At 37.5% G+C, this 20,490-nt stretch carries 19 protein-coding genes; 8 read left to right on the forward strand and 11 right to left on the reverse strand.

The window, feature by feature from the left end; genetic code table 11:
- Positions 1 to 10: 10 nt before the first annotated feature.
- Entirely contained in the window at positions 11 to 184 is a 174-nt protein-coding gene (locus ACRX5O_RS15045; RefSeq protein WP_162927734.1) for a hypothetical protein, read from the reverse strand.
- A 395-nt stretch (positions 185 to 579) separates the two neighbouring features.
- Between ACRX5O_RS15045 and ACRX5O_RS15050 the strand changes: the two genes are divergently transcribed.
- Positions 580 to 1,089, forward strand: a complete 510-nt coding sequence (locus ACRX5O_RS15050; protein ID WP_433906690.1) for a DoxX family membrane protein — start codon at positions 580 to 582, stop codon at positions 1,087 to 1,089.
- Between the two features lie 47 nt (positions 1,090 to 1,136).
- Here ACRX5O_RS15050 and ACRX5O_RS15055 read toward each other — a convergent pair whose 3' ends face one another.
- Together ACRX5O_RS15055 and ACRX5O_RS15060 are read right to left on the reverse strand one after the other, a co-directional pair.
- Positions 1,137 to 1,382, reverse strand: a complete 246-nt coding sequence (locus ACRX5O_RS15055) for a Parvovirus coat protein VP1-like protein (protein ID WP_433906691.1) — start codon at positions 1,380 to 1,382, stop codon at positions 1,137 to 1,139.
- Between the two features lie 117 nt (positions 1,383 to 1,499).
- Positions 1,500 to 3,470: a methyl-accepting chemotaxis protein gene (locus tag ACRX5O_RS15060; RefSeq protein WP_433906692.1), complete on the reverse strand. Its 1,971-nt coding sequence runs from the start codon at positions 3,468 to 3,470 to the stop codon at positions 1,500 to 1,502.
- A 109-nt stretch (positions 3,471 to 3,579) separates the two neighbouring features.
- Here ACRX5O_RS15060 and ACRX5O_RS15065 point away from each other — a divergent pair, with 109 nt between their 5' ends.
- Together ACRX5O_RS15065 and ACRX5O_RS15070 are read left to right on the forward strand one after the other, a co-directional pair.
- The gene (locus ACRX5O_RS15065) at positions 3,580 to 4,785 is read left to right on the forward strand and encodes an MFS transporter (RefSeq protein WP_433906693.1); all 1,206 of its coding nucleotides are present in this window, start codon (positions 3,580 to 3,582) and stop codon (positions 4,783 to 4,785) included.
- 54 nt (positions 4,786 to 4,839) lie between these two features.
- Positions 4,840 to 5,277, forward strand: a complete 438-nt coding sequence (locus tag ACRX5O_RS15070; RefSeq protein WP_433906694.1) for a GNAT family N-acetyltransferase — start codon at positions 4,840 to 4,842, stop codon at positions 5,275 to 5,277.
- 52 nt (positions 5,278 to 5,329) lie between these two features.
- Here ACRX5O_RS15070 and ACRX5O_RS15075 read toward each other — a convergent pair whose 3' ends face one another.
- From ACRX5O_RS15075 to ACRX5O_RS15090, 4 genes are all read right to left on the reverse strand, one after another.
- The gene (locus tag ACRX5O_RS15075) at positions 5,330 to 5,656 is read right to left on the reverse strand and encodes a YnfA family protein (protein WP_391557052.1); all 327 of its coding nucleotides are present in this window, start codon (positions 5,654 to 5,656) and stop codon (positions 5,330 to 5,332) included.
- A 73-nt stretch (positions 5,657 to 5,729) separates the two neighbouring features.
- A complete protein-coding gene (locus tag ACRX5O_RS15080) occupies positions 5,730 to 6,875 on the reverse strand; it encodes a PstS family phosphate ABC transporter substrate-binding protein (protein ID WP_433906695.1) in 1,146 nt (381 codons plus the stop codon).
- A gap of 132 nt (positions 6,876 to 7,007) precedes the next feature.
- Positions 7,008 to 9,251: an EAL domain-containing protein gene (locus tag ACRX5O_RS15085; RefSeq protein ID WP_433906696.1), complete on the reverse strand. Its 2,244-nt coding sequence runs from the start codon at positions 9,249 to 9,251 to the stop codon at positions 7,008 to 7,010.
- 112 nt (positions 9,252 to 9,363) lie between these two features.
- On the reverse strand, positions 9,364 to 14,436 hold the full coding sequence (locus ACRX5O_RS15090) for a rhamnogalacturonan lyase family protein (RefSeq protein ID WP_433906697.1): 5,073 nt from the start codon (positions 14,434 to 14,436) through the stop codon (positions 9,364 to 9,366).
- Between the two features lie 293 nt (positions 14,437 to 14,729).
- On the opposite strand from ACRX5O_RS15090, the gene ACRX5O_RS15095 reads away from it, so the two are divergent.
- The 3 genes from ACRX5O_RS15095 to ACRX5O_RS15105 all read left to right on the forward strand — a co-directional run bounded on the left by ACRX5O_RS15095 (position 14,730) and on the right by ACRX5O_RS15105 (position 16,589).
- Positions 14,730 to 15,356: a DUF2238 domain-containing protein gene (locus ACRX5O_RS15095; RefSeq protein ID WP_433906808.1), complete on the forward strand. Its 627-nt coding sequence runs from the start codon at positions 14,730 to 14,732 to the stop codon at positions 15,354 to 15,356.
- A 53-nt stretch (positions 15,357 to 15,409) separates the two neighbouring features.
- A complete protein-coding gene (locus ACRX5O_RS15100; RefSeq protein WP_433906698.1) occupies positions 15,410 to 15,904 on the forward strand; it encodes a CBO0543 family protein in 495 nt (164 codons plus the stop codon).
- A gap of 73 nt (positions 15,905 to 15,977) precedes the next feature.
- A complete protein-coding gene (locus ACRX5O_RS15105; protein ID WP_433906809.1) occupies positions 15,978 to 16,589 on the forward strand; it encodes a glycosyltransferase in 612 nt (203 codons plus the stop codon).
- 137 nt (positions 16,590 to 16,726) lie between these two features.
- Here ACRX5O_RS15105 and ACRX5O_RS15110 read toward each other — a convergent pair whose 3' ends face one another.
- Positions 16,727 to 17,335 carry a LysE/ArgO family amino acid transporter gene (locus ACRX5O_RS15110; protein ID WP_433906699.1) on the reverse strand — a complete coding sequence of 203 codons (609 nt, stop codon included), beginning with the start codon at positions 17,333 to 17,335 and terminating at the stop codon, positions 16,727 to 16,729.
- Between the two features lie 110 nt (positions 17,336 to 17,445).
- Positions 17,446 to 17,574: a hypothetical protein gene (locus ACRX5O_RS15115; RefSeq protein ID WP_433906700.1), complete on the reverse strand. Its 129-nt coding sequence runs from the start codon at positions 17,572 to 17,574 to the stop codon at positions 17,446 to 17,448.
- Positions 17,575 to 17,701: 127 nt separating this feature from the next.
- Between ACRX5O_RS15115 and ACRX5O_RS15120 the strand changes: the two genes are divergently transcribed.
- Positions 17,702 to 17,833: a hypothetical protein gene (locus ACRX5O_RS15120; RefSeq protein ID WP_285852229.1), complete on the forward strand. Its 132-nt coding sequence runs from the start codon at positions 17,702 to 17,704 to the stop codon at positions 17,831 to 17,833.
- A 67-nt stretch (positions 17,834 to 17,900) separates the two neighbouring features.
- On the opposite strand, the gene ACRX5O_RS15125 is transcribed toward ACRX5O_RS15120, so the two are convergent.
- The gene (locus ACRX5O_RS15125) at positions 17,901 to 18,488 is read right to left on the reverse strand and encodes a helix-turn-helix domain-containing protein (RefSeq protein WP_433906701.1); all 588 of its coding nucleotides are present in this window, start codon (positions 18,486 to 18,488) and stop codon (positions 17,901 to 17,903) included.
- Between the two features lie 173 nt (positions 18,489 to 18,661).
- Here ACRX5O_RS15125 and ACRX5O_RS15130 point away from each other — a divergent pair, with 173 nt between their 5' ends.
- Complete coding sequence (locus ACRX5O_RS15130) at positions 18,662 to 19,837, forward strand: sensor domain-containing diguanylate cyclase (RefSeq protein ID WP_433906810.1); 1,176 nt, start codon at positions 18,662 to 18,664, stop codon at positions 19,835 to 19,837.
- Positions 19,838 to 19,881: 44 nt separating this feature from the next.
- Here ACRX5O_RS15130 and ACRX5O_RS15135 read toward each other — a convergent pair whose 3' ends face one another.
- A complete protein-coding gene (locus ACRX5O_RS15135; RefSeq protein WP_433906702.1) occupies positions 19,882 to 20,478 on the reverse strand; it encodes a cell wall hydrolase in 597 nt (198 codons plus the stop codon).
- Between the last annotated feature and the right edge of the window lie 12 nt (positions 20,479 to 20,490).

Raw genomic sequence — 20,490 nt, forward strand, 5'->3', positions numbered from 1 at the left:
AATCGCATTATCAACCCGTTTGGCCGTACCCTTCTTGTTGTCCACTAGAAAAAAGTAGCTCATGAATAGAAACCAATCGGATGTCAAACTTATAATTTCTATTGCGTATCTCTACCATTCCGTTCTTGTAATCGTGCATAATTATGTAATCTTGATTTCTATGTACGACCTTTGTTCCTTCCAAAGAACATCCCCTCCTAGTTGATAAAATGAGATTTCTTAGATATATACCCTTTATACTATTTGTTAAACATTTTTATAAAATAAAATCTATTATTTTATAAAAATTATTGGATTCATTTTATATGTATTCTTTGAATGATTGGTTTTATCCTTTTTTTATTCTTAGAGTTATATTTTATAGTGAGTGAATTGGCGGTTGGTTTTACGTTAGTTTACATAATAATATTATAGTTAATTTTTTTGTTGTACCGGCCGTTTTCCTTGTGTTCACATTTTATTCAATAAGCTTTTAACACTTTGTGAAAAATATCACAAACCTATGTTTTTCTATATAGCCACGGTGTATATTATGAATATAGAAACACAAAAACATTTATTCGAAAGAAGGAATCATTTATGTTTAATCAATTATTAAGAGAAAACAAGATTGTTGCTGGTCTTTTGACAGTTTTACGTGTATACCTCGGGTTTGCTTGGATGACCGCTGGCTGGGGAAAATTAACTAGTGGTGGCTTTGATGCTGCAGGATTTTTAAAAGGAGCAATCGCTAATCCAGTAGCAGGTCCAGATGGTATTGTGTATGGTTGGTATGTATCCTTCCTAGAAGGCGTCGCATTACCAAATATTGATTTATTCAACTTCTTAGTACCTTGGGGAGAGTTCTTAGTTGGTTTAGGTTTAATCCTTGGATGCTTTACAACTGCAGCTGCCTTTTTCGGAGTATTAATGAACTTTGCTTTCGTCCTTGCTGGAACTGTATCTCATAACCCAACGGATATTCTAATGGGCTTCGTTCTTATCGTAGCTGGTTACAATGCAGGAAGATTTGGTTTAGATTATTATGTACTGCCTATCATCCGCAAAGCATTTAACAAAAAAACAAATCCACTTCATCAAGAAGCATAATAAGAAAATCCCTTACTGATTCGTAAGGGATTTTCTTATTTCTTCAGTTAGCTTAAAAACATTCGTTTTAGGTTCATAAAACCATTCATTATACCAGCATCTCTTCCCATTCTGTTACGTTGATTCCTAATAGGTCTCAGCCGCTGCATAAATATTTCGTCACACACCCGATGTGACCCATAGCGACGAAGACAGTCGTCATGCTTCATACAAAGTGCGTCCAATTGATTGACGGGACGGCCTGGTCCACTACAACCAGGACCACAATAACGATAACCTGGGTAACAAGGCACGTCATCCCCTCCTTATTTTCATGTTACTCTCAGTTTATGTATCTCCCCGTTTTTTGTATGGAGGGATGTCCAACATACAATAGGAGTCCTAAAATATTTTTAGGACTCCTTCTAATATTATATCTTAAACTTTCTAACGAGCTCCTGAAGGTTTTCGGCCATTTCTGATAGTGATTTGGCTGATAAGCTTACTTCTTCAAGAGATGCGAGTTGTTCCTCAGTGGACGCCGCCACATTTTCTGAAGAGGACGCGTTTTCCTTTGCGATTTCAGATAATTCATAAGATGTGTCTGTAACATTTTTGATTTCTGCTGTAATTTGTTCCGCTATTTGTGATACTTCTTCAATTTGAGGCGCCATGACTCTTACTCCATTTAAAATCTCGTCAAACTTCTCAATCGTTTTATTTGATACAAGAATTCCGTCTTGCACACTCTTTGTTGCGAGCTGCATCGTTTCTACCGATTTCTCGGTATCTTCTTGGATCGCTTGAATTAGTTCGGCTATTTTGCTTGCTGAGCTTTGAGATTGGTCAGCGAGTTTACGGACTTCATCAGCCACTACTGCAAATCCTTTCCCTTGCTCACCAGCTCTTGCTGCTTCGATTGCAGCATTTAACGCTAACAAGTTCGTTTGATTAGAAATATCACTAATCACACCAATAATCTCATTTACTTGCTTCGAACGGTCATAAAGTGATTTAATAATCACATCTGAACTTTCTACTTGCCTATGAATCTCGTTCATTTGTGCTACCGTATGTTGAACCGACTCTCCACCTTCTTCAGCATGTTTCACCGCTTGTTGTGTTAGTGCATTTACTTGAATAAAATTGGTTGTCATTGTTTCCATACCTTGACTAATTTCATTCATCGTACTTACCGTTTTATCGATTCCGATTGTTTGACTTTCCGCACCACTTGCCACTTGTTGGATAGAGTATGCAACCTGTTTGGTAGCGATCGTTGTTTCATCAGATGATGCCGTTAATTCTTCTGCTGCAGCCGCTACTTGCTCTGTGTTCATATCCACTTGGGTAATGATTTCTTTTAGATTGTTAGTCATATTTCTAAACGAAACAGCCAACTCTGTAATCTCATCCTTGCCTTTAACTTCAATCTCGTGTGTTAGGTCCCCTTCGCTTATCGCCAATGTACTGCCAACTAAACGACGAATTGGTTCTACAATGGAACGGATGATTAAGAACGTTACGACCGTACCGATTATTAGAGCAATCACCACGGTGATTAATGTCTTATTAAAAATTGGTGAGGCACTATCTTTTATTTCACTAGTATACATCGTGCCACCGATTTTCCAGCCTGTAAGTTCATTTGTTGTAAAGCTCATCTTTTTATCTTGGGAGTCTAATTCATATTCAAACTCACCTTTATTGCCTTCGTACATTTTTTGATAATAAGCTTGCTCCATGACGGTTCCAGGTTCTACCGTTGGGTGGTAAATCATATTCTTTTCTCTTCCAAGAAGAATAACATAGCCTTCATTTCCAATTTTAATTTTACTTGCTGACTGTGTGATATTCCCAATCATTAAGTTAATTCCGATAACACCACTGCCGTCATCTGTAGTTCTTGCTACAGTAATGACCATTCCACCTGAAGAAGCTTCATACGGATCCGTAATGATTACCTGCCCTTTATTCGCCATGGCTTCTTGGTACCACGGACGTTGTCGAGGGTCATAATCTGCAGCTAGTTCTTTTCTTGGATTTTGAATCATCAAACCGTTCGTTGTCCCTAAAAAGATACTGACTGTTTCAGGATGAAGGTTGGTATATTGTTCTAATTTTACACGTAATTGTGGACTATCCTCACCATTAACCAACTCAGAAGTGACCATTTTTGCAAACGTTTCTGCATCATGTACTTTTAGGCTAATGGAACTTGTAATAAATGAGTCTAGTAACATAATACTTTCTATGGAAGTAGACATCATTTGTTTTTCGATTTCCTGCTTTGCACTTGAATAAGCAAGTGTACCGATAATCGTTGATGGTAATAAAAGAATACCTAGCGAAAACAATATTAGTTTCGTTCTAATTTTTAGTGATATGAATTTTTTCAGCAAGTAAAACCCTCCAAGATGATCTTTTTTAATAATGTCACTATGTATATCGGTTTAACTTCTACAATTATAAGTTTAATTTTTTCCAAATTGTGAAAGGGAGGTTCGTGAAATGACACAGCCAAACAAACGACCATATAACTATCCATTAATGACCAGCATCTTATTCTGGTGTGGTTTAGTCGTGTTATGTAGCATGTACGTGACCATCCCTTTAGCGACCGTATTAGTTGATACTTTTCACAAAAGTATGACACAGGTGGCTTGGCTCGCAAGTTCCTATTCCATTTGTTATGCAGTTGGATGTTTACTTTACGGTCCATTTTCCGATCGTTATGGACGAAAAGTGTTTTTAGTTACGAGCATTAGTCTTTTAACAGTGATCACCTTTGCTATAGGTTTTGTAGACAATTTTTACATTTTACTGATACTGAGGGGGTTACAAGGACTTATTTCTGCAGCCTTTGCTCCTATCTCTTTGGTGTATGCAGGGGAAATGTTTCCACCAGAAAAAAGGTTAACAGCTGTTGGATTTGTCAGTTCGGGGCTTTTAATGGCTGGAGTGGTGGGGCAAGTGTATAGCGGACTAGTCAATGAACTCTGGGGCTGGCAGGCTATATTTTTCCTGCTAGGAATTCTTTATTTCCTTACACTTGTACTAATTATTCTCTTTTTACCAAAGGATGAGATGACCAGACCTCATGTACGAATGCTTGAAGCTTTCAAAAAAATGACCTTATTAGGAAAAGAAACACAGCTTCTACTCGCCTTTTGTATTACATTCTCTCTACTGTTATCATTAGTTGGTATGTATACGATTCTAGGAAGCTATCTGTCAAATCAGTTTGGTCTAACAGAAAAAGAAATCTTATTAGTTCGTGCCGCTGGTATCATAGGAATGCTATTATCACTATTTGCCGGAAGACTTGCACAAAAACTAGGAACCACTATAATTCTGAAAATAGGGTTGGCTCTTGCTGCTGCTGGATTGTTTGGAATAGGAGTAAGTCCATCCCTCTCGTTAATTATTTTTGCCAGTATCATTTTTGTATTAGGAATTGCGACAGCCAATCCGATTGTTATCTCCATTGTTAGCCAACTAGCCGGACATGCCAGAGGCAGTGCCGTTTCATTCAATGCCTTTATTTTATTTGTTGGTGCGAGTACTGGACCTATTTTAGCATTGACCCTAATAAATACTGGAGTTTACGTGTTATCCTTTAGTGTATTAGGCTGTATATTATTGGTCAGTTTTTTCTTATCCTTCTTTATAAAATTGACCTCTTCAGCACATGTTACGGTCACACCAAGTAATTAATATTTGTTATATTAGAGTTAATAAACACTATCAGTCATGAAAAGGAATGAGAACATGTTTTCAAAAAGAATTACTCATCAAGAGGACTTACAAAAAGCTTGTTCCATTAGAGAAAAGGTTTTTGTTGAGGAACAAGGTGTGCCACTAGAGGAAGAGTTTGATCAGTTTGATACTTTAGAGGCAGATTGTGAACATATTTTAGTATATTATCAGGAAGAAGCCGTAGGTACTGGACGCGTAAGATTTGTCGGCCACTTTGGCAAATTAGAAAGAATTTGTATATTAGAAGATTACCGGAAATATGGACTAGGAAAAATAATTATTTCAGCACTGGAAGAGACCGCTCTTGAAAAAGGCATGACACATGCAAAATTGCACGGACAAACACAAGCAGAAGGATTTTATAAAAAACTGGGATATCACACAGCCTCCGATGTTTTTCTGGAAGCAGACATCCCTCACGTTTTAATGATAAAAAATTTAACGAAATAATTGCTTTCAACAAGGAAAAAGCGTATTGCTGTGGTCTAAGCAATACGCTTTCTTATTGACGAGGGGCGAATAAGATAATGGAAGCACCTAGTAAGCATATTGCAGCCCCTACCCAATCATATAAATCAGGTGTTTTTTTATCAACTCCCCATCCCCATAGCACAGAAAGCACGATGAACACTCCTCCATAGGCGGCGTAGACTCTGCCAAAGGAAGGAAAGGATTGAAATGCAGCAATCACACCATAAAGAGCTAATGCGATTCCACCAGCTATTCCCCAATAAGCAGGCTTTCCCTCTCGAAGCCAAAGCCAAATTAAGTAGCCACCGCCTATTTCAGCTACTCCTGCACATATAAACAAAATGATAGCACTAATGATTGAAACCACTTCCTGTTTGTTTGTTATGAATTCTTATTATATTTCTTTTCATAAAATTACCACAGGCACGAAACTACTTCAACGGAACATACCCCGATCTCTCAACAATTTCCTGACCCTGCTCTGATTGTATCCATTGAATAAACTCTACAAGATGAGGGTTTTGACTGTTACCTGTAATAGCGAAGAAATTGGCGACAATTGGATACGTTTCGTTCTGAATATTTTCTTTTGTCGGCAGAAAACCATTAACGGCAATATTCTTTATTTTCCCATTCTGCACCATCTCCTCAGAAAAATGTCTGAAAGAGTAACCGATAGCGTTCGAACGGTTTTGATAATTACTCGTTTCCCGAATGATGCCTCCCATACCTGAGACGATATCCTTCGATGGCGGATCCATGATGGGTGTGTCCCCCATAAAATTGATTAACGCTGATTGACTGCCACTTCCTTCTGGTCGTTGGAAGGCTCGGATTTGTTCGTCTTTCCCTCCTACTTCCTTCCAATTGGTGATTTCTCCTGTATAAATTCCTTGAATCTGCTCAACAGATAGCTCTTCCACTGGGTTGTCTTTATGAACGAAAAACACAAACGCTTCTCTTCCAATGGGGGTTAATGTCAATTCCACTCTTTGAAGTCTAGCGTAGTCCATCTGTTGGTCCGACGGATGAGCCATGAAAACCATATCAACATCACCATTAACTAAACGCTCGAACGCATAACTCGTTTGAGTCGAAACAACTTCACTTTCATCTAATGAATAATCTTTTTCCGGGTAAACGGCTTGAACAAATCCCGCATATACCGGATAAAGGGCAGTCGCCCCATCAAGTGTTGGAAGATTTTCTTCAATTTGAAGCGTTGAAGCTTCATCTAAGGTTACAACCTTTGAGTTTTCAACAAACGGGCGATATTGAGATAAATCCACATCTTGCGTACTTACCACTTCCAGACTTTTTAAATAATATTGATATCCTTCAAAGCCCCCCACCGTACACACAGCCAGAGCAAGAAACCCGATAGAAATTCTTTTCACTACCTTTTTCTTTAATTGATCATAAATACCGAGGATCGAGATAACGATCAAACCAAGTACCACGATCGGTGTAAAAATAGGATAAAACTCCGATGATCTTGAAATTGCTAGAATGATAGTTCCATAGAATCCAATAAATCCAAAAACGAAAACAACAACCATCGCTCCAAATAACTTCATAATTCCCTCCCTATAAACAAATAGTGTATTTTTACACTAATTATAACTATATTTCCAATTGAAGGGAAGGTAATTTGGAAAATTTTATAAACAATTATAAGACCTTCCAACTAATTGCTGTTGGAAGGTCTTTTACTCCAATATTTTCTTTCTTAAAAGAACTTCAATCTCCTCAGCTGGAAGTGGCTTACTAAAGAAATATCCTTGCGCTAAAAAACAGTTATTTTCTTTTAAAAAGGACATTTGTTGTTCATGTTCTACTCCTTCAGCAATAACTTGAAAACGTAACCGGTTGCCAAGTTCGATAATTGTTTTTACGATCACTTCTCCGTCTTCATGCTGATTGATTTCATCAATGAATGATTTATCAATTTTTAATTTATGAATGGGAAAACGTCTTAAGTAGTTTAGCGAAGAATATCCCGTCCCAAAGTCATCTATTGCAAAGTTTACCCCTAGTTCTTTAATTTCTTTCATAATGCTTAACGCCTGATCAACATTGCTAGTTACACTTTCGGTAATTTCCAGTTCGAGATATCTCGGGGGTAGGTCCGACTCCTCTAGTATCTGATTGATGGAAGAAACAAAGTTTTTCTCTCGAAATTGTAAGGGAGACACATTAACTGATACACTATCAATCGGTAAACCCATGTCAATCCATTGCTTACACTGAGTACACGCGGTTTTTAATACCCACTTTCCAATCGAGAAAATGAGACCTGTCTCTTCGGAAAGTGGAATAAATTCTGCTGGAGAGATAAAACCATATTCAGGGTGCTTCCACCGAATCAATGCTTCTAATCCAATGATTTGATTAGATACAAGGTCTACCTGAGGTTGATAATAAAGGCTCAATTCATTATTGCTAATAGCATTTCGCAGCCCAATTTCTAATTCCATTCTCCATCGATGACTAAGATTCAGAGAAGAAGTGTAATATTGATAATTATTTTTTCCATTTTCCTTTGCATTGTACATAGCAATATCCGAATTTTGGATAAGTGCCTCTACATTTTCTCCATCCTTTGGATAGACACTTATTCCGATACTTGTTGATATGAACATTTGTCGGTCTTTGATTACAAAGGGAGAGCCTAACATAAAAATGATTTTTTCTGCTGTTTCAGACACTTTAGACCGTTTATCAGTTTCAAGTACAATAATAAACTCGTCCCCTCCATAACGGAAGATTTTCCCTTCCTCACCTATAGAGTTCGTTAGTCTTGTAGAAACCTTTTGCAATAATAGATCTCCAAAACTATGTCCATACGTATCATTGATCATCTTAAAACGATCTAAATCCAAAAACATTACAGCAAAGGTTTGTCCGCTCTTTTCGTTTCTTGTTACCGCTTCGCTTAAATGCTCATATAGAAGATTGCGGTTGGCCATCCCAGTTAATGAATCATAGTATGCTAATAATTGAACTTGTTCCTCTGCTTTTTTTCGTTTCGAAATATCTCTTATTATGACTTGAACCGCTTCTTCTCCTTCATATGTTGTTAAAAACGCCATCATATCCGTAAAAATTACTGTACCATCTATCCTAAGGATACGATATTCACTAATTTCTGATATCCCCTTTTTCACTTGTTTCATTTTTTCAATAGCCTGGCTTAGGTCCTCATGATAAATGAAATCTAGCACATCTCTCCCAATGACTTCCTCAGGATTATGAGCTCCTACTAACTTTACTCCTGCTTGGTTAACATAGAGGATTTTTCTATTTTTATGAATCAATGTTGTTTCTGGAGAAAATTCGACAAGTTTCCTGTACCGTTCTTCACTTTCTAATAGATCTCTTTCTACTTTGTCACGTTCGGTAATATCTTGAACAAGAACGACATAACGGCATGCATCCTTTTCGTCAGAGATGGACACACCTTTTCCTGCAAGAAGAATGGTTCTACCACTTTTATTCTTTATTTTAAATTTTATTGGAATATTATAATTTTCTTGGATATAGCTGTACCTTAATTTTGTTATCTCTTCTTGGCTAAATATTTCTTTTACTGTTTTTCCTATGTAATCCTGTGGATGATAGCCAACAATAGATTGGAGCGATGGAGAGATGTACTCCAATTTGCCCTGCTGATCAATCACCAATATTAAATCAGAAGCATTTTCTACGATTAGCCTGTAATAACGCTCCTCTTTAATAATATCTTTAATCATTTTTTTAAATAAATTATAAAAAACAAAACCGCTTAATATGATAAAAGCCAAGCCTTTTGACGTATTCATCCATTCAGGTATATAACTTAGGTTCCTCTTGAAAATATAATCGGATAATAAAACCCACAAGCTGCTTAGGGTGATATAAAAAATGACAAAGTTTAATGCTGCTTTCTTTGCTACTCCCCAATCCTTCCACATTCAAACACCATTTCCCTTCACAAACCCCAACGTATATTTTCTATTATTTGTATTAACTCTTTAATAATGCAAAAAACTGGATAGACCTATAACAGGTCCATCCAGCTTTAAATTATTTCATCAAAGATTCTGCAAGTTCACTTAATACATTAGCTTGCTCTTCTGTAAACGCTTTACCACTCTGTGCATTCACTTGGTTCATAAATGCTTTGAGCTGACCGTTGTGAGCAGAAGTGTTTCCTTTAGCTTCTGATTCTTTAGCAGCCATCAACTTCGATTCAAAGGAGTTAAGGTCTTCAGTGCTTCCATTCGCTGTTAGGAATTGACCTGTCAAGCTTGTTAATCGATCATAATCAACAATCACCACAATGTTGATGGATTGACTCGAACGATTTCCAGCCACATCCACTGCTTCAGCAGAGAACGAATGAGAACCTAGTCCAAGCTCATAGGCAGGTTTTGAGATTTTAACATCCGTAGAAGTATCGACTCCTGATAGTGCGTCTTCTGCTTTAGAAGTGATGTCTACCATCTGGTCTACCCCAAATTCTGCTCCATCCTCAACAGAGAATGTAATCTTTGGACCTGTTTGATCTAGGTTAATCTCAATGGACTTCTTGTCTTCTACATTTCCAGCTTTGTCCTTACTCCAATAGCTAAGAATAAACTTTCCGTCTGTTTCAATGGTTACTGTGTTCCCTACTTGTGCTTCACCGTCATTTATTGAATAGTATGTGGCTTCCACACCTGATTTGTTATCATCGGCCGTAAGATGAACAGTAATTGGTTTATTATACCACTCATTTGTTGTGGACCCTTCCACTTCTGCAGTGGTTTCAGGTGCGATTTTATCAGCTACTTCCACGATACTAATACTTGGTGCTGGTGGAGTTTTCATCCCTTCACCAAGGAAGAAGCTTGTATGTGGAGGCTGGTTGTAACCCACGTTTTGCCACGCAATCGATAATCGATATTGTGGGTCGTGCATAAGCGTGAAAATTCGATGATCCGTTTTTTCAGTAGTCATGTACACACGTAAGGCACTGCTATCATCTGTACGCCAAATAATTTCTTCACGCCAGTCACCAAATAAATCAGCTTGAAGAGTTGGAGTTCCTTTTGTACCATTATTGGACTGAGTACCTTCGGCTGTTAACAAATTGACTAATTTGTTTTCTTTATAGTCCCATTTATCAATTGTACCAACACCTGTTTTTGTTTCATCGTTCCATTTGTGGTCCGACAATTCACGGAGTAGATCTCCATCCCACCATATGGCAAAATTAGAGCTAGGAATACTGTCAGAGATTTTTTCTCCCGTAGACGTATAAAGTCCACCTACCCGACTATTCCACGCACCTGAGATTGCCCACGCTTCTGTACCACTATGTCTTGGATCAATATCAGCTGCCAATCCTCTGCCTGTATCTTCACCGGTTTTCACGCCCCATAGGATTTCTCCTGTTTCTACATCGCGCATGTCAAAACCATATGGTGAGTCCTTATGTTCTTGAACAGCGAAGGCTTCTAAGCCAGGTCGATCAGGAATTAAATCACTCACATGAAGGGCATCTCCATGGCCCAATCCTGTGTTGTACAGACCTTTTCCATCATCATCAATGACTATCTGTCCGTAAACGATTTCATCCTTTCCATCTAGATCTACGTCATTTACGCTCAAGCTGTGGTAGCCTTGACCTACATAGCTCCGATATTCTTCTTGATTTGTATCAAACGTCCATTGCTTAGTTAATTTTCCGTCTTTAAAGTTATAGGCAGTAAGTACGGTTCTTGTGTAATAACCTCTAGCCATCACGATGCTTGGTGTTTCTCCATCCAAATACGCAACAGCTGCAAGAAAACGGTCTACACGGTTTCCGTAACTATCTCCCCAAGAAGCCACATCTCCACGAGGTGGTTCATAATCCGTTGTAACAAGTGCCTTCCCTGTTTGCCCTTCAAATACGGTTAAATATTCCGAACCTTGAAGCACATACCCTGTGCTGTTACGATGATCAGCGTCCGCTCTTCCGATGACATTCCCCATGCCATCAATCGTTCCGTCAGCTGTTTTAAATGCAATTTCACTTTTGCTATCACCGTCAAAGTCATATACTAAAAACTGAGTATAATGAGCACCTGCGCGGATATTTTTTCCTAGATCGATACGCCATAAAAGCGTTCCATCCATTTCATAGGCATCGATGTATACATTTCCTGTATAACCAGATTGAGAGTTATCCTTGGAATTGGTTGGATCCCATTTTACAACCAATTCGTACTCTCCATCACCATCTAAGTCACCAACACTCGCATCATTTGCTCGATAAGAATACGGATCTCCAAGCGGTGTGACACCATCTGCTGGTTTTTTTAATGGAATATCAAAATGGTTGTTACTAAGTACTTTGATATTTCGTGCAACCTTATTTTCTTTTCCATCCAACACAGAATGAATCTCGTAGATAGAATCTACTGTTCCTTCTTTATCAAGAAGGTTCGTACTTGTTGTGATTGGTTTTGAGGTAATTTTCTTACCATCTCGGTAGACGGTAAAACCGATGCTTTCTGGATCGGTTCCAAGCATTCTCCAGCTAACAAGCACTCCCTCTTCTGTTTTTACAGCTGCTGGTGCACGATCTAAATCCTCCATCTGTCTCTTCAACTTTGTAACGGCTGGTGTTTCTATGCTTTCAGAAAGCTCAGATACTCCTCCTGCATTGACAGCTGCTACTTTGTAGAAATATGGAATGGTGGTTAAGACCGTTTCATCCTTAAAAGAAGTCTGTTTTGTTTTCCCAATAAATTCGTACGTTCCATTTTGTTTCTTCGAACGATATACATTATAAGAAACGGAACCATCTACTTGATCCCAAGAAATAGTTACATCATTTTTATTTACCTCGCCAACCTTCAAGTTCATCGGAGTGCCAGGAATAGGTTGATTCGGATCAATCATAGCAACCTTTAACGGGATAGAAGGAACAGTTTCCACATTGGCGTGATCAACAGTTGTCACTGTGTATTGATATTCCATTCCTACATCCACCGTTTGATCGGTAAAAGCATTCGAAGTCGATGTCCCAACTTTTACATAATCAGAAGCTCCTTCTGTTTGACGATAGATATTGTATTCTTTTGCTTCTTCCACTGTATTCCAAGTGAGGGAAACAGAAGGGGTGTCGGCATTTAAGGAAAGTTCTTTTACGGCCACTCCTGATGGTGCAGCTAATATCGGAGTGATTTCAAGTCCGTTAACAATTCCCGTTGAACCTCCAAAAGCAAAATTCATCTGTCCATCTTTTACTGAAACCTCAGGAACAATTTTACTTGTGAAATTTCTGCTAGGTGCTGAGATTTGCCCAAAATCTTGACCTTCAATCTCTAACGTTGTTCTTGCGCTACCTAGCATATCACCTACATATACTTTCACCGAATAGAGCCCATTCGGTACGTCAACATTGAATTTCCAGCCTACACTAAAATAGCCAAGCCAATCTCGAATGACATCTCCACCAGATGAACGATCTCGCCCGATCATACCTGTTGAATTAACTATTCCATACCCTCGTTCTGGTGTATAAAGAGTAGAAAGATTAACTCCCGTATATCCTTCAGCTATAACACTTCCAGCTAGGCCAAAGTCATATTTCATCGTGGCTGCTTTTGTTGTAATGCTTACGCTTTCAGATTGTTCCGATTCACCTTTTCCATTAACAGCTGTTACAACTACTTGATATGTTTTTCCTTCTTCCATTCCAGAAATATTTAATCTTGGAAGAGTAGACGTACCAACTAGCGTGTATTCTCCATCGCCTTCTAGCTTTCTATAAATCTTGTAAATATCTGCGCTCTCTACTTCATTCCAAGTTAATTTTGCGCCTGCATTACTAATGCTACTTGCAATAACCCCAGTTGGTTTGTTAGGAACTTGAGCTGGTGGCTCAATATCTTGAACATACGATGACAATGAGTTATTTAAATCTTTGATCCCACCAGAGACAAGTCGCGCTAGCTGAATCGCCCCGTACTCCTGGAAATGCGTATTATCCTGTGAGCCATTAGGGAATGCCTGGTAGATCCCTGGTTCCGTATGTAGGAATACTGATAAAGTCCCCTCAGGTCCGATAGAATCATAGTAAGCCACACTTAGTGTACTCAAATCGACTAAGTCAACGTCTAACTCTTCTGCTACTTCCTTCATCCCTTGCACATATTCTGGGAAACTAACATTGAATTTTCCAGTTTCTGCGTTAAAGTCACGACGCCCAACAGGTGTAACAAGAATAGGTGTTGCTCCTCGTTGACGAGCACCATTTACATACGTCTTTAAATAATTTTTATAATCAGGAACTGATGCATATCGTTCAGGTCTACTGATTGTAGCATCGTTGTGTCCAAACTGAACAAGGAAGTAATCCTCTGGTTTAATCTCTTGAAGGATGTCGTCCAGTCTTCCCTCGTTAATAAATGATTTCGTACTTCTTCCACCAATCGCATGGTTTTTAAAGCTCACATCATCGGTAAAATAACGGGAAATCATCTGACCCCAACCAGCTTCAGGCTTCCAGTATTCATCATACGTTTGAACCGTTGAATCACCGGCAATATAAACGTTTGGTACGTCTGCTGCTGATCGTTGTGGTAGCTTGGAAATAACTATCGCATTGATCTTTGGCGTATCTCCAGTAAACTCAAAGCTTACTTGTTCATCTACTAAGGCAAGATTAAAAGTACGCTCAATATACTCACCTTTTGCAACGTTTGTATTTTGCACCTTTTGAATATTTCCGGCCATAACTCCTACGCTTGTTGCTTCGTCTGTGTCACCAGCGATCACCGTAATACTATAATCTCCTGGCTCAAGATCGACTTGAAAGGTTGTTCCAACAGCCGAAATGAAATCAGACTTTAGTTCATCCGATGTGTTCCGATCGGTACCAGTTACCTTCGTTGAATCTGCAAAACCGTATGCTAATTCCGATGTATAGGCAGTTTCGGGCGTAACCTGAGTATAACCGCTCATTGTCGCACTATCTTTTGTCCCAAAATCAAATTTCTTCACAATGGCTGATTCCTCTTCTGCCGCACTGACTCCTTGAGAATTTAAAGGAATACTGCATACTACCATTAACACACTTAAAACAATAGAAATAATTCCTTTGCCCTTACTCTTTGTAATCAATAAGCTTCCTCCTTTATTTTTCTTATTGATTGTGTCAATCTTGCGATGTATGTATTTCACCTCCATACTGAAATCGCTTACACGTAGAATTGTATTTATTTTCAGAAAATTATTGTAGTCAAAAAACAGGTCTCTTTGTTTAAAAAACAGATTTCCACCCCTAAAGCAATAAAAAAGGGTAGGTTACAGAAATGTAAAATATATACATTTCATTTCATTTGTTCTTCTCGTGAACCTAAATGACTGCATTTACCAACTATCGATTGTAAATACTATATGTGGAGGTGAAAATGTTGAGTAAAAAGACTGGTACAAAGATTCATTTTATCCTGCTACTAATTGTTTTTGCTGTGTTAATTTGGTCGGCCATTAAACCTGTTGGATATGGAATATGGACAATGGAAGTACTCCCTGCGGTTATTGGACTCCTTGTTGTGATAGCTATCTATAAAAAATTTCAACTCACAACCCTTTCCTATTTATTAATTGCTATTCTGTCCATTTTCACGTTTATAGGAGGGCACTATACCTACTCTGAAGTCCCCCTTTTTAATTGGATTAAAGATGATTTTCATTTTGAGAGGAATCACTATGATCGGTTCGGTCATTTCCTTAAGGGACTTTTGATCATTGTTATTAGAGAAATCTTACTCCGAACTTCACCACTGCCAAAAGGAAAATGGCTAACTTTCCTATCCTTAAGTGTAGCCCTTGCTATTGCGGCCTTATATGAAATCATTGAATGGCTCGTTTCAATCATCACGCATGGTGGAAAAGCATCGAAGGATTTTTTAGGCACTCAAGGTGATATATGGGATTCTCAGTGGGATATGTCTCTTACCCTTGCAGGCTCAATCATTGCTTTGGTTCTCCTTTCTAGTATCCATAACAAATACTTGAGGAAAAAGTCTGATGGATAACCAGTCATCTATTTTTTCCTTTGGTTAACTATCTGAAGTAAGGAGGACATGATATGAGGAATAAATTAGAGATGAATATCTTGAAAGCTTTACTAGTCATCAGTGTAGGGTTGTTCATTAACTTAATAAGGAAACCTCCTATTAAAGATTGGTTGCTTGTATTTTTTCTAAAAAGTTACTTCGCTACCTTTATTGATAACTTACTTGTAAGAAAAGGGTTTCTAAAATATCCTGTGAATCTAATCAGCGGGTTTGATATTAGTGTTTTATTTAGTTATATTCTATTTCCGATCTCATGCGTGTATTTCAACCAAATCACGAAGTCGTCTAGCGTATTTGACATATTAAAAAAATGCCTTTATTTTAGTGTTCCATCCGCCGTAGTTGAACACTTTCTCGAAAGAAATACAAAATTAATATCCTATAAAAAATCTTGGAATTCTTTTTATAGTTTTCTGTCTATCGCCTTTAGTTTTCTTATTGTTCGCGGGTTTATGGGGATGATTAGAAATTTATCTAGAACTCAAGCACATCATGAAAAACTTTAAAATAATTGTAATACTTTAGGAAAAGGAGAAGATATTTGTGAAAAAATACTTACTAGTAATCATCGTAGTTTTAATGGCCCACTCTACTTGTTTATTTAGTTCTGAGGTGATAGCAAAGGGATCTGAGAGCAGGCAGAATCAGTGTTATAGTCCTGCAGCAGTTAAATTAAAGGAAGATATACGGAGACTTTGGATTGACCATACAATTTGGACAAGAGACTATATAATAAGTGCCGTAGAAAACCTTGATGATAAGGATAAGGTACTAGCTAGGCTATTGAAAAATCAACAAGATTTAGGGAATAGTATAAAACCCTATTATGGGGAGGAAGCAGGAAATAAGCTCGCTGAATTGCTAACAGATCACATTGTCATCGCAGGGAAAATAGTAGACGCAGTAAAGAGCGGAAATGAAACAAATACTAAGAAATATAATTCAGAGTGGTATAAAAACGCTGATGATATTGCCGAGTTTTTAAGTAAAGCTAATCCAAATTGGTCTGTTAAAGATTTAAAAGACATGTTGTATATGCATTTAAAATTAGTTGCTGATACACTTGAAGCAAGAATAAATAAAAATTGGGAAGCTGACATTATCGCTTTTGATAAAGGCGAAGATCATATCATTAAAATGGCTGATGCACTAACTGAAGGCATCATAAAGCAGTTCCCAGATAAGTTTTAACCAAAATCGAGAGGTTTAGGATTACTAAGCCTCTTTTTTCATGTGTTAAATAACAGCGACCACTGCATAGTCCAACCGTGATGATGTCTGATTATGTTTAAATACAGAGAAATCTTTGACCTCGTTTTTGAAAAAAATTATAGGGTAACAACAATATAAACAGCTGTTCCCCACATGACGATTGCTGAGATTTTATTTAAGACCAATAAGAAGCGACCTGTTTGATCAAGCCTTCCTGTCATTCTTCCGCCAATTCCTAAGCCAAGGAACCACAACCATGAGACAAGTATACACGAAATGGCAAATGCTGTTTTTTCCACACCTAAATAGGCTAAGGAGCTTGTTCCAATCACTCCAATGGTATCTAAAATAGCATGAGGATTTAGTAAAGATACCGACATAGCAAAAATAACTTGTTTTTTCGGAGAAAACGATATTCTACTCTCTCCTTCATTAATAGCTGCTTTACTATTCCATGTAACAAATCCCATATAAATGAGAAATATAATGCCTGCAATAAGTAAAATCATTCTTAGCCAATCATAGTCCAGAACCACAACGGATACTCCTAAGACGGCTAAAGAAATAAGTAACGTATCACAAATAGCGGCAGTAATAATGACTGGTAACGCCCCTGAAAATCGAGGCTGTGTGGCCCCTTGGTTAAATACAAAAACATTTTGAACACCTAAAGGCAAGATTAATCCAAATGCTAAAATAAAACCATGAATAATTGCTTCAAACATGAAAACTCCTCCTGCTGCTATTTCTTATAGTTTATAAGAAATAGTTGGATGAGTCTCTACTAATTGCAAAAGTCGAATTCCTAGAATAACGGAATTCGACTTTTCTATTTTTACTTATTCACATTCTTCAATGCCTTCAACGCTTTTCTTTCCAACCCATTTTCAGACGAAAATTCTACATCCGCTTTAGGTAAAGCATTTTTATTATTCTTAAATTGCTTATCCTTATTTTTCACCATCTTGTCACCTTCCTTATCTTTGATTGGGAATACGGTTTTAGTTTACTTATTTTTTCTTGACGTATTCTCTTTTGAATAGAAGTAAAAACTTTGTACAAAATATCTTTGTTTAAAGGGAGGTGTTACTATGCCAAATCGAAATGATAACAAGACCAGAAAGATTGAGTCTGAAAGTGCAAAACGAGGAATGTCGCAAGAGGAATACGCTGCAGAATTAACAAGTAATAAAATGAAGAGTCAGCAGAAAAAGCAAAAGTAAAACAAAAAGGCAGGAGTTAGGTTCCTGCCTTTTTGCATTATTATAACTTATTAAGCTTGAATTACTTTCAGATTTTTTCTTTCACCCATAAACCGTCGCGCGTACAATAAGCAAATAATTTCCCACGAGATATTCTTGGTATTCGTATTTCTGCATTTTGTTCCGGATATAATTTTACGAACAAGATTCTATCAAAAGAAACACAGGCAAGAAAGGAAATATAATGGTCCTTACTCATTTCGTGTTGTATGGTAATGTAATAGTCATTTTCAATTTCTTCGATCTTTAACTCATGTGCGTCATCTTCTGGTCTAGCCACTAATGGTTCTATTTTTCTGCCGCAACACGAAACTTCCAATTGTCCTGTACTGTTCATAACGTTCCCGCAATTTGAACACACATAAAATTTAATATGTTTCATATTTCCCACGTTTGGCAAGCTAGGATTTAAATCGCCAGTTAATATATTTTCAATTTTTACACCGAAAAGATTTGATAAATCTTCAAGCAATGACACATCCGGGCAACCTAATCCACGCTCCCACTTCGAGATGGTTTTGTCACTAATATTTAAGGCATCAGCAACCTCTTTTTGAGTCATTTCTTTTTCTGTGCGAAGGGTTAAAAGCAACCTTCCTACTTTTGTACAATCCATTTGATTCACCTCATCTATAAGAATAATTTCAAGCAGAAGAGTTATCAATAAACGCTCCGTAGAGTAAAGATCCCCCGTCTTCAACCTATTTACTTAAAATACAATCAGAAAGCTTTTTTCAAGCTCCTGTATCTATTTGGGATCCGAATGCTTTTTCTGCTAAAAATTATGAAATTCAAACGCTTCATGGTATTTTCTACGGAATCATGTTGGCCATGATTCTTTACAATAGCTTTTTATTTCTCTCTTTAAGAGAAAAAAGTTATTTGTATTATATTTTATTCATTATTGGATTTACCCTGATGCAGTCTATCTGGGATGGATTTGCGTTTCAATGGCTTTGGGAAGATTATCCTTGGTGGACGTTAAGGTCGAATTCCTTTTTTATCGTTTGGACATCGCTATTCTCTTTGCAGTTTGCGAAGCACTTTCTTCAGCTAAAAACAAACGCACCATTATTATACAAAGTAGTAGTTAATACTTTTATTTTTTTTTGTGCCGTAGCCCTCGTACTTCCTTTTGTACTTAACTTTAGAACGGCAACGATGGTTAGTACGATTATTACGACAATAGCTGTCATTTTCATTTTGGCAATCGCTTTGAAGGTGAGATTCACTTCTAGAGAATCAAAATATTTCGTTGCTGCATGGGCACTTTTACTCGTGGGTGTTTTATTAAATATATGCGCTGCTTATCAGCTTTTACCTTTAAATGCAGTGACGTTGTATGCACCGAAAATAGGGGTTTTAGTAGAAGTAATGGTCCTTTCACTAGGATTAGCTGATAAAATAAAACGCATTACTTTAGAAAAAGAACAAGAAACTAGAAACGTTCAAACTTTTAAGCAATCAGCTATGTATGACCATTTAACCAACTTACTAAATTGTAAGTATTATTTAGAATCATCTCAAGAAACACTGTCTCTTGCCAAAGGTTCCAATCAACCTGTATCACTTATGTTAATAGATATTGATCACTTTAAAAATATTAATGATACGTATGGTCATACCATCGGAGATCAAGCCATTGTATTTGTTGCTAATCAAATTCAAAAAGTTTGTAAGAACTACGGGATCGTCGGTCGATACGGCGGAGAGGAATTTATTGTCTTTTTAAACCAATTAGATCATCATAACGCTTCACAAATCGCCGAGGAACTAATTGAGCTTCATCGTATAGTTCCTTTTATGTTAGAAAACGGTCATTCCATATATTTAACGCTTAGTATCGGGTTATGTAGCAATGATTTTCAAGAGTATAAGAATGTGAATGAAATGATTTTGCATGCTGATCATTCGCTGTATTATGTAAAGAATAACGGTAGAGATCAAGTGGCTATTTATGGGTAGTAACTATATGTATGCAAGAGGGTACAATCCCCTCTTGCCATTTTTTATTTTGCAAATCTATGGTTTCCAATCGTAATCGTTGTTTCACGAGAGAACACCCAGTTACTTGCCGCTGTTTGTGGATTATAAAAATATAATGAACCTTGTCCCTGTCCTTGGAACGCTAACGCCTCGTCAACTGCACGCTTTGATTCTTCATCTGACGCTTGGTTAATGGTTCCATTTTGAACCGGTGTAAACGCATAATAACCTTGGTCGATTTGATAAATAACTTCACTTACTGTGTTAGGAAAATCTGGGTGGTTCACACGATTTAAAATAACTGTCGCAACAGCTACTTTCCCCGCATAAGATTCCCCTTTAGCTTCCGCACTTACGAGTCTCGCTAATAGATCCTTATCAGCTGTTGACAAAGTAGTTGCCGGAATCACTAGCTTTTCACCTGGATATAAAAGTGATGTCGTTTTGTTATTCTGCTTCATTAACTTTAGAACAGAAACACCATACTTAGAACCAATATTCCAGAACGTGTCTCCTTTTTGTACCACATGTGTTTGAGTAGCAGCATCTGCTGCTGTTCCGAATCCAACCAATGTAAATGATAGAGTTGAGATCACTAGTAATTTTTTTAGCATTTTCATAGCTTGTACCTC

The organism is Robertmurraya mesotrionivorans (genome assembly GCF_050971805.1).
In the GTDB taxonomy this organism is placed as follows: Bacteria; Bacillota; Bacilli; order Bacillales; family Cytobacillaceae; genus Robertmurraya_A.